Source organism: Massilia cavernae (genome assembly GCF_003590855.1).
Lineage (GTDB): Bacteria > Pseudomonadota > Gammaproteobacteria > Burkholderiales > Burkholderiaceae_D > Telluria_A > Telluria_A cavernae.
In genome coordinates, this window is record NZ_QYUP01000036.1 from 20,567 (window position 1) to 34,368 (window position 13,802).

Annotated in this window: 10 protein-coding genes; 4 read left to right on the forward strand and 6 right to left on the reverse strand. The window is 67.3% G+C overall.

Annotation, left to right across the window (positions count from 1 at the left end):
- Positions 1-5: 5 nt before the first annotated feature.
- Genes D3872_RS03670 through D3872_RS03685 form a run of 4 tightly spaced genes read left to right on the forward strand, consistent with a single transcriptional unit; the run spans position 6 to position 5,335 of the window.
- Positions 6-890, forward strand: a complete 885-nt coding sequence (locus D3872_RS03670) for a DUF58 domain-containing protein (protein ID WP_119809525.1) — start codon at positions 6-8, stop codon at positions 888-890.
- On the forward strand, positions 887-1,867 hold the full coding sequence (locus tag D3872_RS03675) for a BatA domain-containing protein (RefSeq protein WP_119809526.1): 981 nt from the start codon (positions 887-889) through the stop codon (positions 1,865-1,867). Before D3872_RS03670 ends, D3872_RS03675 begins: the two co-directional genes overlap by 4 nt.
- Positions 1,851-3,818, forward strand: a complete 1,968-nt coding sequence (locus D3872_RS03680; RefSeq protein ID WP_119809527.1) for a DUF4175 family protein — start codon at positions 1,851-1,853, stop codon at positions 3,816-3,818. The genes D3872_RS03675 and D3872_RS03680 overlap by 17 nt, the downstream gene beginning before the upstream one ends.
- Complete coding sequence (locus D3872_RS03685; RefSeq protein ID WP_119809535.1) at positions 3,815-5,335, forward strand: hypothetical protein; 1,521 nt, start codon at positions 3,815-3,817, stop codon at positions 5,333-5,335. The genes D3872_RS03680 and D3872_RS03685 overlap by 4 nt, the downstream gene beginning before the upstream one ends.
- A 9-nt stretch (positions 5,336-5,344) precedes the next feature.
- Here D3872_RS03685 and D3872_RS03690 read toward each other — a convergent pair whose 3' ends face one another.
- The 6 genes from D3872_RS03690 to D3872_RS03715 all read right to left on the reverse strand — a co-directional run.
- Positions 5,345-7,828 carry a TonB-dependent receptor plug domain-containing protein gene (locus D3872_RS03690; RefSeq protein WP_119809528.1) on the reverse strand — a complete coding sequence of 828 codons (2,484 nt, stop codon included), beginning with the start codon at positions 7,826-7,828 and terminating at the stop codon, positions 5,345-5,347.
- 226 nt (positions 7,829-8,054) lie between these two features.
- Complete coding sequence (locus D3872_RS03695) at positions 8,055-8,822, reverse strand: spermine/spermidine synthase domain-containing protein (protein WP_119809529.1); 768 nt, start codon at positions 8,820-8,822, stop codon at positions 8,055-8,057.
- Positions 8,823-8,846: 24 nt separating this feature from the next.
- Positions 8,847-10,181 (reverse strand): sensor histidine kinase, encoded by a 1,335-nt coding sequence (locus tag D3872_RS03700; protein ID WP_119809530.1) that lies wholly within the window; start codon positions 10,179-10,181, stop codon positions 8,847-8,849.
- Positions 10,181-11,512 (reverse strand): sigma-54-dependent transcriptional regulator, encoded by a 1,332-nt coding sequence (locus D3872_RS03705; RefSeq protein ID WP_119809531.1) that lies wholly within the window; start codon positions 11,510-11,512, stop codon positions 10,181-10,183. The genes D3872_RS03700 and D3872_RS03705 overlap by 1 nt, the downstream gene beginning before the upstream one ends.
- 30 nt (positions 11,513-11,542) lie before the next feature.
- Positions 11,543-12,784: an ABC transporter permease gene (locus D3872_RS03710; protein ID WP_119809532.1), complete on the reverse strand. Its 1,242-nt coding sequence runs from the start codon at positions 12,782-12,784 to the stop codon at positions 11,543-11,545.
- Between the two features lie 18 nt (positions 12,785-12,802).
- A partial coding sequence (locus D3872_RS03715; RefSeq protein ID WP_119809533.1) for an ABC transporter permease occupies positions 12,803-13,802 on the reverse strand: 1,000 nt, incomplete at its 5' end.

Here is a 13,802-nt window from a genome sequence, read left to right on the forward strand (position 1 = left end):
CTTAAATGCTTGCCACGCCTGCGCTGCTTGCGCAAACCAACGACCTCGACCTGATCATCCGCTACGTCCTCGCGGGACTCGGCCACGGCATCCATGCCGGCCGCGAGCGCGGGGCGGGGGTCGAATTTTCGGAGTACCGGGCCTACGCGCCCGGGGACGAGTGGCGCCGTGTCGACTGGAAGCTGCTGGCACGGGCCGACCGCTACTATGTGCGCGAGGCGGAGCGCGACAGCCACGTCGCCATCTGGCTGTGGCTGGACGCCACCGCCAGCATGGCGGAACCGAGCCGCACCATCCCCAGCGTGGACAAGCTGTGGTACGCGCGCACCCTGCTGGCCTGCATCGCGGCAGTGGCGCAGCGCCAGGGCGATGCCTTCGGGCTGGTGATCCTGTCCGGCGACCGCGTGCAGTTCACGCCGGCCGCGCGCGGTCCGCGCCAGATGCACCGCGTGCTGGCCGCGCTGTCGAAGGCGGAAGCCACCGGCCAGCTTCCCGCACCGGAAACGCTGCGCGCCAGCCTGCATTTCGCGCGCTCGCCCAGCCTCGTATTCGCGGTCGGCGATTTCCTCGACTATCCGTCGCCAATGACCGATGCGCTCCTGCGCCTGCGCCACATGCAGCACGACGTGCGGGCGCTGTGCCTGCAGACGCAGGCGGAAGCGGAAGGCAGCTTCGTGGCCAACAAGGCCTACCGCGATCCCGAACATGGCGATGGCGTATACCGCTTCGGCCCCGATGCGCAGGCGGAGTACCGGCGCCAGCGCGAGGCCCATTTCGCCGAAGTGAACGGGCAGTGGCGCAAACATGACATCCGGGCGGCGACGGCAAACATCGAGGATCCGGTGTCGACAGTGCTGCGCGGCTGGCTGCGGCAGGCGGGGCGCGCATGACGAACTTATGGTGGCTGGCGCTGGCAGTGCTGGCATTGCCCATCTGGTGGCACCGCCAGAAGCGCGAACGCGTGACTGCGCTGCCGCTGGCGACCGCACGCTTCCTGCCGCGCACCGATCCCCAGCAGCAGCGCGTGTGGAGCTGGGTCGACCGCATCCTGCTGCTGGTGCGCTGCCTGCTGCTGGCGTGTGCGGTGGCGTGGCTGGCCGATCCGGTGGTGCCGTGGCGCGGCGACAGCGTGCTGGTGGCGCCGGGTACCGACGCGAAGTGGGCGCAGCAGCAGGTGGCTGCCGCCGGCTACCAGGACGCGGCGCGGATCGACGTGGCAGGCGACCCCTTGCAATGGCTGCGTGCGCATGAGGGCGAATGGCTGCCGGAAGCGCGCCTGCTGGTGCTGGGTGCGGTGCCGATGTACGCCGCCCAGCCGCAGTTCCGCCACCGCGTCGAACTGCGCACGAAAACACCTGCTCCTGCGAGAAGCGAACACCGCGTGGCGATCGTCAGCAAGCGCGCCGCCGAGTGGCGCGCGCTGTTCGCCGCGACCAGCGGCCCGCAGCGCTACCTTGTCGCCGAAACCACGGAAGGCAAACCGGAGCTGGTCGTATGGGACCTGCCGCAGGCCCCGCCAGCCAGCTTGCGCGCGCCGCTGTGGTGGGTGGGCGATGCAAGTGCGTTTCCAGAACTGAAGGCCGCGAAGCAGGTGGACGGCTTGCGCTACACGGATAGCAGCCGCGGCAGGCTCTGGGCCTCAGGCGCGTGGCCGCCGAAGGACGCTAATGCGGCGCGCGCGCTGTTCGAAACCTGGCAGCGCCTGCACTACTCGCCTGTCGCCTACACCGCATCGGCACAGGTGCTGGCTGCCAATCCCGCCGCGCCGGTGGCCCCGGGCAGCGGCGCGCTGCGCGGCATCCTGGCCATGGCATTGACCGCGCTGTTTGCGCTTGAACGGATACTCGCCCATGCACGCCGACGCTGACATCGTCCAACGGCTGGTGCGCGCGGCGGCAATGCGCCGTGCGCCGCTCTGGGTAGCCACGCTGCTGCCGTGGATCGTGCTCGCCTCGGTTCCCGGCGTGCTGGCGTGGGCCGCATGGGCCGCGTGGGACTTCTGGCGCCTGCGCCGGCGCGTGCTGGACAACTGGACGCACTGGATCGATGACGCGGTGCCCGCGCTGGAGGACAGCAGCGCCTTGCTGGTCCGCGCGGAAACGCCGGTCGCGCAGCTGCAGCAGAGGCGATTGCTGGCGCGGATATCCGATGCCCTCGGCAAGGAAGAAATGCGCGGCGTCGCGCGTGCCAAAGTGCGCTTCGGCGCACACTGGCTGGCGCTGAGCTGCACTGCCGCGCTGGCGCTGTGGACATGGCAACATGCAAGCGCGGACGGCAAAGCGCCGACAGCGGCTGCCGCGCTTCGCGGGACGGCGGCAGAAAAAAGCGAAATGAATGTAAAGCTCACTCCGCCGAAGTACACAGCGGTGGCGCCGTCGCAGTCAGCTCCCCGCGACCTCCAGGTGCCCGAAAGTACCGTGGTCGAATGGTGCCTCATGCAAGGTGGGGGCGAGGCGGAGAAAATTGAACTTTCCGACGGCCAGGTCTTCAAGCCCGGCGCCGGCTGCGCCAGCTGGACGGCGACAGAATCGGTGTTCTGGCGCTGGCGCGGTACGCGCTACAACCTGAAGGTCGTCCCCGACACCGCACCGCGTATCGTCGTCTCTGCGCCGAAGGAAATGGTCCACGTGCTGGCCACCGACGCGAAGAGCGCGCGGATCGCGGTGGAAGTAAGCGACGACTACGCCGTCACCCGCGCAACCATGCACCTGACACTGGCGCGCGGCAGCGGCGAGAACGTGCGCTTCAGCGACCGCGAAGTACCGCTGCCCGGATCGTCGAACGCCAAGGTGCGCAACTGGTCGAAGGACTGGTCGCTGGCCGACCTTGGCATGGAGCCGGGCGACGAGCTGTACTTCTTCGTACGCGTGGCCGACAATGCCGGCCGTCCGCACCAGTCGCAATCGCCGACCTACACCTTGCGCCTGCCCGGCCCGGTCGCGGAAGGCGACGAAACCTCCGCGCTGCCGACCCTGGTGAAGCCCGAGAACCTGCGCAGCCAGCGCCAGATTATCATCGACACCGAGCAGCTGGTGGCCGACCTGAAAGCCAATCCGCGCATGCCGGCGGCGACCTTGCAGGACCGCAGCCAGAAGATCGCGGGCGACCAGGCCATGCTGCGGCGCCGCTACGGCCAGTTCCTCGGCGAGGAGTCTAGCCTGTTCGGCGGCGACGACGACCACGAGGCGGAAGGCGGCGGGCAGCAGGGCATGATCGCGCAGTTCGGCCACATGCACGACGAGTCCGAAAACGCCACGCTGTTCGATGAAGAGACCAAGAAAGTGCTGCGGCGCGCGCTGAGCGCGATGTGGGACGCGGAGAAGGCGTTGCGCAACATCACGCCCAAGCCCGCGCTGCCACCGGAATACAAGGCGCTCGAGGCGATCAAGGAGCTGCAGCAGGCCGACCGCATCTACCTGCACAAGACCGCTTTCGCGCCGCCGGCGATCAAGGAAGAGACGCGGCTGACCGGCGACGTGCTGGGGTCGAAGAGCTACCGCCGCGGACAGGGCGACGCCGCCGAAGCGATTCCGATGGAAGTGCGCGAGCTGCTGCAAGCGCTGTCCGGCGACGGTGCGCTTCCTGCACTGTGGAGCCGCGACGCGCAGGACTGGATCCGCGCGCGCATCGCCAGCGACGACCAGCGGCTGGCGGCGCAGCGCGCGGTGCAGGACGTGGCCGACGGCTGCGTGAAGTGCCGCCCGGTGCTGCGCGCATGGCTGCGCGGCGCGATCACCGAAGCCCCGGTCGTGCTGCAGGCGCAACCGGTGGCTGAAACACCATTTACACGCGCATGGCGCAGTGGAGCCAGGCCATGAGCGCTTTCGCAATTGTTCTCGCTATCGGGGCGGTCAGTGCTGCTGCCTACCTCGTGAGGAAAAAGTGGATCGACGCGCTTCTGGTGCTGATCGCCGCCGGCGCGCTGGCGGGCATGCTCGGCCAATTCTCGCTGCCTGTCGGCGAAGCGGCGACGGTGGGGATTCGCGACGGTGTCGCTCCTGCAACGATTGAACACACGGGCCGGGTCAAGATCGAGGGCGATGGCCTGCGGACGGCGCAATGGCAGGACCTGCCGGCACGCCCGGTCGAATGGACCGCGCCGGCGACGGAAACGCTGCGGCTCGATTTCCCGCGCCAGCTGTCGCTTGGGCGCACCTTTACGCTGACCGTCCGGCATACGGGCGCCGGCCCGGCGCGCCTGCAGCTGCTGGCCGAAAACGACCAGGTGATCGCCGAATCGAGCGGCGCCGGCACGGAGCTCACGGTGCAATGGCTTCCGCCCGTGGTCGAAGCGCTGGTGCTCAAGGCGCGGCTGCTGGACAAAACCGGAAAAGTCATCGCCCAGGGCCCGGTACCGTTTTCGGTGAACGAGACCGTGCCGCTGCAGGTGCGGGGCCGCTTCGGCGCGCCGTCATTCGACGCACGCATCCTCAACGACCTCCTGACCAACAGCAACGCGGTGGTGGACTGGCAGGTTACGCTTGGCAAGACCGTCACCCGCAGCGAAACCACGCGCGAAGCGATGCCGGATCCCAGGCTGCTGGTGGTCGACGCCGCCTATTTCGAACGTCAGCCGGCGGCGGTGCGCAACGCCCTGCTGGAACACGTGGCCGGCGGGACTCCGCTGATCATCCTGGCCGCGAACGCCGCCGACCCGGCGCTGTGGGCGCGCACGTTGCAGTTGAACCTGCGCGCGGCTCCAGAGAAGACCACGGGGGGCCCGCTGGCGATGCCGGCGGCGCCGTTCCATCCCGTGGCCGGCGCGTGGGCGCCGGTGGACGACATGGTCTGGGCCAGGCACTGGCAGAAGGGTCGCATCGTCTGGCTGGGCGTGGCCGAATGGCACCGCTACGCGATCAGCGAGCCGCGCGCGCTTGGAATGTGGTGGCAGCGGATACTCGACAAGGCCGGCGTACAGCGGCCGGAGGACGTGCACTGGGTCGAGCCGGAGGAAATGCCGCTCGCCGGCCAGCGGCTCGAGGTGTGCGCGCAGGGCGTGCGCGGTGACGCGGCCTTCCCGGCGTTGAAGCAAACGCTTGCATGGCAGCGCCGGTCCGACCGGGCGGATGCCTCGTGCGTGGCGGTGTGGCCGAAGGAAGCGGGATGGCTGAAGGTGGAAGCGCAGGGCGCGAAGCCGGCGCGGCATGCGGTGTACGTTTACGCGAAGGAGGACTGGCCGATGTGGCAAAAAGCGCAGCGGCGCGATGCCACTGCGCTTTATGCGGCGCGGACCCCGGTTGCGCCGGCGCCGGGATCAAATCCCGTGCCGGCCTGGCCGTTCGCCGCGCTCTTTACTGCAGCGATGCTCGCGCTGTGGTGGCGCGAGCGGCGCTAAGCCAACTGCTTAGAACGCGTAGTCGACCCGAGCGTACATCTGGCGGCCGTTGATGCCGATCGGGCAGGTTTCCCAGCAGTGCGTGAAGCCAAGCTGCGGGAACGGGAAGGCTTTCGTCTTGTCCCATTCGGTCGGGTAGGTGTCGAACAGGTTGTTCGCACCGACCGCCACCGTGAAGCGCTTGCTGAACGAATAGCGCACCGATGCATCGACCAGCCACTTCGCTTCCCACGTCTGGATGAACGGCGCGGTGAAGCCCTGGCCTTGCACTGCGCCGAAGTAGCTGGCGCGGGTGTTCAGGTTCCATGGGCCCATCGTGTAGTCCGCCGCCACCACGTGGTGCTGGCGCGGCTGGCCGCGTTCGATCAGCGTCACCTGCGCGTCGTCGAACAGCTGCGCGCCGGTCAGCACCGGCGATTGCGACCTGCGGGCCTTGATTTCCGTCTTGTTGAAGCCCAGCTGGCCGGACAGGACCAGGGTCGAGCCGGTCCACCGGGTGGTGTGCTCGGCCACCAGGTCGAAGCCGTCGGTGGTGGTGTCGATCGCGTTGGTGAAGAACTGTGCCTGGCCTACCTTGAGCGGGTCGAGGATGGCCTTGATCGGGCATGCCGCCGCAGTCGCGCAGGCGCCGCTTTCAGGCGCGATATTGCTCGAGAAGACGATGCGGTCGTCGATGTCGATGCGGTACAGGTCGGCGGTGACCGAGAAGTTGGTCATCGGGCGCACGACCGCGCCGATGCTGAAGCTCTTCGACGTTTCTTCCTTCAGCGGCGAAATGCCGAAGGCGCGCGTCACCGGGCTGCCTTCGCGCGCGGTCAGCGTTTCGGTCAGCACGCCGGCCGAATTCAGGTTGGTCGAGACCGAGCTGTAGAACTTCTGCTGCACCGATGGCGCGCGGAAGCCGGTCGAGATGCTGCCGCGCAGGCCGAACTGGCGCGACGGATCCCAGCGCATGCCCAGCTTGCCGGTGGTGGTGTTGCCGAAGTCGGAATACTTCTCGTAGCGCAGCGCGCCCGTCACCAGCAGCTTCTCGGCGAGGTTGTGCTCCACGTCGAGGTACAGCGCGATGTTGTGGCGTCCTTCGTCCACCTCGGTGCCCGGCGTGTAGCCCGGGAAGCCCTGCGCGCCAGACGCCGCGATACCGCCGGTCTGGTCGATGATCCTGATCGCCGGGTTGTTGGTGCGGCCGTACTGGTACGAGACCGGGTCGCCCGCTTCGATCTGGTAGTTGTCCCTGCGGTATTCGAAGCCAGTGGCCACCGACAGTATGCGCCCGCCGATGTCGACCGGGCCGCGCAGGTCGGCGTTGAAGGTGGTCTGGTCGAATTTCAGCTTGCCGGTGTCGGCTGATAGCGGCGATTCGGCATAGATGCCGCCGCCCGGCTTCGGTTCGTACCAGTAGCTGACATTGATCGAGTTACGTTCGTGGAAACCGAGCTCGCTGCGGCCGTGGTTCACGCTAACGTCGAAGTTCCAGTCGTCGCCGAAATTGCGGCGGTAGCCGAACGCGAACGACGCGTCCTTCACGGTGGTGATGATGTTAGGCAGGAATCCGTTCGGGTACACGGCTGGCACGTTGCGGCCGTCGCCCTTGGAGCGGAAGAAGCCTGCCGAATCGCCGGTGCGCTTCGAGACGCCGCCGAACGCATAGAATTCGTTGTCCTTGTCCACGTCAAGAGGGACAGCCGCGTTCATCCACAGGTAGGCGTCCTTGGCCAGGCTGTCGCCGATACGCTGGGTGACGCGCGGCGGGCTGACGCGCAGCGTGTCGGGGCCGGCGCGGTTGGTCTCGTCGCGGCGGCGCCCTTCTACGGACAGGTTGACATAGCCGTTGTTGGCGATCGTGAAACCGGTGTTGGCGCTGCCGGATACCAGGTCACCGTCGCCTTCCGAGGTAGTGCCGACCGAGCCGCTCAATTGCGTCTCTTTGGTCTGCGATTTCAGCACGATGTTGATCACGCCGGCAATCGCGTCCGAGCCGTATTGGGCCGCGGCGCCGTCGCGCAGCACTTCGATGTGGTGGATGGCCGACATCGGGATCGCGTTGATGTCGGTGCCGGCCGAGCCGCGGCCGATGGTCTGCTGCACGTTGACCAGCGCCTGCTGGTGGCGGCGCTTGCCGTTGACGAGCACCAGCAGCTGGTCGGGGCCGAGGCCGCGCAGCGTGGCAGGGCGGATGATGTCGGTGCCGTCGCTGATGAAGGTGGTGGAGAAGTTGAACGACGGGTCCAGCGTCTGCAGCAGCTTGCCCAGTTCGAGCGGGCCTGCGGTCTGCATGTCCTTCACGTTGATCAGGCCGACCGGCGCCACGGTGTCGAGCGCAGTCTTGGCGGTGGAACGCGAGCCGAGGACGACGACTTTTGCCGGCGTGTTGTCGTCGGCGCGTGCGGTGGTGGTGTCTGGGGTTTGTGCGTAGGCGCTGTTCAGGGCCGCCAGCAGCGCCGAAGCGAGCAGGGTGCGTGGAAGGATTGGGCGTCCGGATTGTCTCGTCATCTGTTCTTTTCCTGTCTTCTCGTATGCGTTTTTGAGATTTTTCATGCGGGACGGGTAGCCCCGCACTCCCCCTGCCCACAAAGGCTATGGCGGGTGCGCCGACGATAGTACGGGAAACGGAATTGGCCCTCAACGCGTCAAGGGTAAATGTTGTATTTACGAAAATGATTCTGAAATTGCGTGTCGGGTGGGCCGGAAACGGGTAAGCTGAAATAGCCTTCGCCTGCTATTCCTGGTGGTCCTGCATCCACGATTTGAGGCCGTTCACCCACGTCTTGGCGGGCAGGTTCATGCGGCGCCTGATGTCCGCGGCGCGGTCGTACAGCACGCTGAAGTCGATTTGCGGCGCATCCTTGAACGCGATGACGATGATGTTCGCGTCGCTCACTTCCGGCAGCCACACCACCGCATCGAACACCAGTTCCATGTTCTGCAGGTTCTTGTCGTAGTTGCTGAAATCCCCGAACACATTGGCGGTCATGATGCCGCCGCTCGCCAGGCAGTCGAAGCAGGCCTGGTAGAACTCCTGCGAATCAAGCACCGGCCCGCGCGCCTCTTCGTCGTACAGGTCGACCTGCAGCACGTCCACGGTGCCGTGGTTGGCCGGGTCGAGCACGAAGTCCATCGCGTCCATCTGGCGCACGTCCAGCCGCGCGTCGTTCGGCGGCAGGCCGAATTCGGCGTGGCAGATGTCGATCACGTTCGGGTTCAGTTCGGCGACGCTGACTCGCGCCGACGGGAAACGCTGGTAGCTGAACTTGGTCAGCGCGGCGCTGCCGAGGCCCAGCTGGACGATGCGCTTCGGCTGCTCGATGAACAGCATCCACATCATCATCATCTGCACATATTCGAGCTCGATGTTGTCCGGTTTGGCCAGGCGCATCGCGCCCTGGACCCAGGAGGTGCCGAGGTGGAGGAAGCGCACGCCCTTGAACTCGGTGGTTGTGGCCGGCGGATGTCCGGGCGCGGCGAAACGGGATGATGGTGACGGCATGCGGCGAATGTTACCACCGCCCGCCTAGTGTGGCGGCGCGTTGGGCAGGATCAGCGTGACGTTCAGGCCGCCGCCGTCGCGGTTGGCGAGGGTGATGCGCCCGCCATGCGCTTCGGCGATCTCGCGCGCCAGCGCCAGTCCCAGCCCGGTTCCGCTGCGCTTGGTAGAGTAGAAGGGCACCAGCGCGTTGGTCAGCACCGCGTCGTTCATGCCGGTGCCGCGGTCCGCGACCTCGATGCGCAAGGTACCCGGCGCGGTGCGGATATTCAGTTCGACCTGGTCCGGCGGCGAGCCCGATTCGTGCGCATTCTTCAGCAGGTTCAGGAGCGCCTGCTCCATCTGCGCCGGATCGACCCACCCGGGTTCGGCGGGCAGCTCGCCGGTAAGGCGGAAGCGCACCTGGTTGGCCAGCTGCGCGATGAATCCGTCCCAGCTGCATGGTTCGACGTGCGGCGACGGCAGCTTGGCGAAGCGCGCGTAGCCGAGGATGAAGCTCTCCAGGTGGCGCGTGCGTTCCTCGATGGTGGCGAGGATCTGCGGCAGGCGCTCGGTCTGGCCGCGCCGCACCAGCTCCGCGCCGGAATGCGCCAGCGAGGTCAGTGGCGCCAGCGAGTTGTTCAGCTCATGGCTGATCACGCGGATCACTTTTTTCCAGGTCTGCACTTCCTGGCGCCGCAGTTCCGAAGTCAGCTGGCGCAGCAGCAGCAGTTCGTGCTTGCGGCCGTTCAGGTTGAAATGGCTGCGCGCGAGGTGGTAGACCTCTTCGTCCTCGCCGTCTCCCGCGCTGAACAGGCCGTCGCCGCCGCGTCCCAGCGCTTCCGACAGGGCGGGCGCCGATCCGGCCAGGATGTCCTTCAGCTGGTGGCCTTCCATCTTGCGGCCGTCGTTCAGCAACCGGCGCGCGGCGGCGTTGGCGTAGACGATGGCGCCGGCGTCGGCCACCAGCAGCATCGCCACCGGCGTGTTCTGCACCATCGTATCGAGTAGCAGTTCGCGCTGCACCAGCCCGAGGCGCTGCTCGCGCAACACGTCGCCCAGCGCGTTGTGGGCCTCGATCAGGTCGGCCAGTTCGTCGTTCTGCTGCCAGTGCAGGCTGAGGGAAAAGTCGCCGTCCTTGTAGCTGGCGACCGTGCCCTCGAGGGCGCGGAACAGCGACAGGATGGGCTGGATCTGCGAGCGCATGGTGATGATCGAGATCGGCACCACGCACACCATGCAGATCGCGAACACCAGCCAGGGCCGGCCGGGAAGGAAGTGGTCGAGCGCCAGCGCGATGATGATGCCCAGGGCGAGCAGGGTGCCGACCAGCGCCGACCAACGCGTGACGAGCGAAAGGCGGATGCCGCTGCGCCGCTTCATCAGGGGCGGGCGATGCCGAGGCGTTCCATGCGCCGGTACAGCGCCTGGCGCGACAGCCCCAGTTCGGCGGCGGCCTGCGCCACCACGCCGCCGGCGCGCGCCAGCGCCTGCGCGATCGTGCCGCGGTCAGGCTCGTTGTCGGCGGCGGGCACGGCGGCCAGCGGCAGGCCCAGGTCTTCCGGCTTGATGGTGTCGCCTTGCGCCAGCAGTGCGGCGCGCTGCATCACGTTTTTCAGCTCGCGCACATTGCCCGGCCACGCATGCGCCATCAGCGCAGCCTGCGCCGCCGGAGCCAGGCTCTTGCCAGGCGCGAGGAAGTTGCTCGCCAGCGGCAGGATGTCGGCCGGGCGCGACGCCAGCGGCGGCAGGCGCAGCTCGATCACGTTGAGGCGGTAGAACAGGTCCTCGCGGAAGGTGCCGGCGCGGATCATGCCGCCCAGGTCGGCGTTGGTGGCGCTAATGACGCGCACCTTGACCTGCCGTTCGCGGTTGGAGCCGAGCCGCTCGAAGCGTCCGGTTTCCAGCACGCGCAGCAGCTTCATTTGACCCGCCAGCGGCAGGTTGCCGATCTCGTCGAGGAACAGGGTGCCGCCGTCGGCCGCTTCGAACTTGCCTTCGCGCGCCTTGGAAGCGCCGGTGTAAGCGCCCGCTTCGGCGCCGAACAGCTCCGCTTCGATCAGTTCCGCCGGCAGCGCGCCGCAATTGAGCACGACGAAGGGGCCGTCGGCCACCTGCGAGTTGGCCTTGATGATCTCGGCGATGCGTTCCTTGCCGGTGCCGTTGGGGCCGGTGATCAACACCGGAACGTCGGAGCGCGCCACCTGGCAGGCCAGGTTCAGCACGCGCTCGGTGGCCGGGTCTTCCCACACCACGCCGCGCAGGTCGAACTTGTATTCGAGGTCGCGCCGCTCGCGCCGTTCGCGCTGCACGCGCTGCTGCAGCGCGCGGTTGGCCTGCCCCAGTTCGATCAGGTTGGTGACGGTGGCCAGCAGGCGCTTGTCGTTCCACGGCTTGGACAGGTAGTCGGCCGCGCCGGATTTCACCAGGTCCACCGCGGCATCGAGGTGGGTCCAGGCGGTGAGCAGGATCACCGGCAGGTCGGGATGGCGCTTGCGGATTTCGCGGAACAGCGCCACGCCTTCCTCGCCCGACGTGGTGTCGGCGGTGAAGTTCATGTCCTGGATGACCAGGTCCACGCTGCAGCGTTCCAGCATGGCCAGCCCTTCGGCCGGCGACGCCGCGCGCAGCGCATCGATGTCGTGCAGCGAAAACAGCACTTCGAGCGCGATCGCGACGGCGGCGTTATCGTCAATAATAAGTACGGTTGGCATGGGCGCTAGCATACCATTGGCTCCCCGTCGTCAGGCGCTGCGTGTTGCCAGCGCCGGCGAGATGGTGGCCGCGCGCCACGCCGGGCCGTACACCGCGGCGACGCCGAGCGCCCAGAACACGCCGGCGCCGGCCAGCACGTAGCCAAGCGGAAGGCGTGCCATTTCCAGCTTGCTGACCAGGAGCTGGTTCAGCCCCACGGCCAGCATCACGCCCGCAACCACGCCGGTACTGGTGATCATCACGTTCTCGATGATGAAGTAGCGCAGGATGTCGACCCGGCGCGCGCCCAGTGCGCGCCGCACGCCGATCTGCTTGCGGCGCTGCGTTACCCACAGGCTGGCCATGCCGACGATGCCGCTGGCGGTGATCAACAGCAGCAGCACGCTGACGGTGACCAGCATCCACGACATCGCCATGTCGGCGCGGTAGCGTTCCTTGCGGTCTTCGTTGGCGGTGCGGGTTTTGAAGATGATGGGCGTCGGCGACGCCTTGCGCAGCGCTTCCTCGGCTTCCTTCATGACGCGGTCGCGCTGGCCAGGTTCCGCGCGCACCGCGTAGGTATTGCCCGGATTATTGCCGCCGGCCAGGCGCACCGGCAGGATCAGCGAATACTCGGCCTCCTCGTCCGCTGAGGCGTGGGTGGTCATGAAGCGTTCGATGACGCCGACAACCTGGGCGCTGTTGGCGTTTTCCCCGGTGCCGAAGTAGACCGTCTTGCCGACTGCGCTGCCGCCGCCGGGCCAGATCTTCTCTGCCAGCGCCCTGGTTACCAGAAGCCCATTGGGGAAGGCCGTGCTGGTCTTTTCGTCGATCTCCATCACATCGGATGGACGGAAATCGCGGCCCTCCGAGATCTTCAGGCCCAGCGTGTGGACCAGCGAGTCCGGCGATATGTACTGCGACGCACTGGCGCTTTCATTGACCTGTTTGCGGTCCACGGAGACACTGGTAGTGCTGCCGGAGCGCGCCATCGGCATCTGGTTGGTCTTGGCGACCGACAGCACGCCCGGCACCGCGCGCAAGATGGCTGTTTCACGCTTCTGCGTCGCCAGCTCCTGCTCCGCGCCTTCGCTGGCGAGGCCGCGCGCATTGATATAGAACACGGCGTTTTCATCTGCCATGCCACTCGGGCGCGCCGCCACCGCCTGGCGTATGTTGACGATGTGCAGGGCGTTGGCCAGGATAGCCAGGCTGAGGGCCACCTGCACCGCGACCAGCACCGCGCCGGTCTTGTTGCGCAACAGCGCAGAAAGGATAGGACGGATTTCCATGATGTCTCTCTTTTCTTGTTACTGCGATTTCAGTTGCATGGCCGGCGTGACCTGGCATGCGCGCCAGGTCGGCAGCAGGCCGGCGATGACGGCAGCCAGCACCGACAGCACGAAGGTGAACGCCAGCATGACCCAGTCCATGTGTGCGACCACCGACATCTGCGCCGACTGCATCGCGATCAGGGCCAGCGCGCCGAAGGCCAGCACCAGGCCCAGCATGCCGCCCACCAGGCCGACCACCGCGGTCTCGACCAGGAACTGGCGGAAGATATCCTTGCGCGAGGCGCCCAGCGCACGCCGGATGCCGACTTCGGCGGCACGTACCGAGAACTTGGCCAGCAGCAGGCCGATGGTGTTCACCAGGCACAGGATCAGGAAGCCGAAGGCCAGCCAGGCCGCCAGCTTGCTGTCGTTGCCGACCACCTTCATGTACTCCATCCATTCCATCACGTCGAACAGGTGGTTCGGCGCGTTGCGCTTCAGGCGGCCCAGCTTGCGCTGCTCGCCGGCGTAGTTGTCGAGGTAGCCCTGGAGCTCGGCGCGGTCGGCGCTGGAGCGCGTTTCGAACCACGACTGGATCCAGGTGCATTCGGATGCCAGCAGTGCGGCGAAGCCGGGATCGCGGCGCCCGTCGCAGCTCATGCTGCCGGCATGGCCGGTCTCGCGCCGGATCGCGGTGGCGAAGGGGATGAAGAATTCATCTGCGGTGCCGAAGGCGCTGCCGGAGCTGATGATGCGGTAGTAGCGCGGCAGCGGCATCCACTCGTCCAGCACGCCCACGACCTGGAACTGCGCGCCCATCATGGTGACGCGCTTGCCGACCGGGTTGGCGTCGCCGTACAGTTTTTCGGACAGCTGGCGGCCCAGCACCACCACGTCGGCCGCGGCGGCATCCTCCGCTTCGCCCCAGGGCTGGCCGAAGCGGAACGGCGCTTCGAACATCGCGAAGAAATCGCTGGTCGGGGCCGCGCCGCGCGCCGAGAACGCGGCGATGTCCTTGCGCTCCGGCTCGACGCGC

Excerpts from the sequence above, each read along its gene's own strand:
- D3872_RS03710 (WP_119809532.1), bottom strand. The coding sequence starts at position 12,784 with ATGGAAATCCGTCCTATCCTTTCTGCGCTGTTGCGCAACAAGACCGGC.
- D3872_RS03675 (WP_119809526.1), top strand. The coding sequence starts at position 887 with ATGACGAACTTATGGTGGCTGGCGCTGGCAGTGCTGGCATTGCCCATC.
- D3872_RS03705 (WP_119809531.1), bottom strand. The coding sequence starts at position 11,512 with ATGCCAACCGTACTTATTATTGACGATAACGCCGCCGTCGCGATCGCG.
- D3872_RS03700 (WP_119809530.1), bottom strand. The coding sequence starts at position 10,181 with ATGAAGCGGCGCAGCGGCATCCGCCTTTCGCTCGTCACGCGTTGGTCG.
- D3872_RS03695 (WP_119809529.1), bottom strand. The coding sequence starts at position 8,822 with ATGCCGTCACCATCATCCCGTTTCGCCGCGCCCGGACATCCGCCGGCC.
- D3872_RS03680 (WP_119809527.1), top strand. The coding sequence starts at position 1,851 with ATGCACGCCGACGCTGACATCGTCCAACGGCTGGTGCGCGCGGCGGCA.
- D3872_RS03690 (WP_119809528.1), bottom strand. The coding sequence starts at position 7,828 with ATGACGAGACAATCCGGACGCCCAATCCTTCCACGCACCCTGCTCGCT.
- D3872_RS03670 (WP_119809525.1), top strand. The coding sequence starts at position 6 with ATGCTTGCCACGCCTGCGCTGCTTGCGCAAACCAACGACCTCGACCTG.
- D3872_RS03685 (WP_119809535.1), top strand. The coding sequence starts at position 3,815 with ATGAGCGCTTTCGCAATTGTTCTCGCTATCGGGGCGGTCAGTGCTGCT.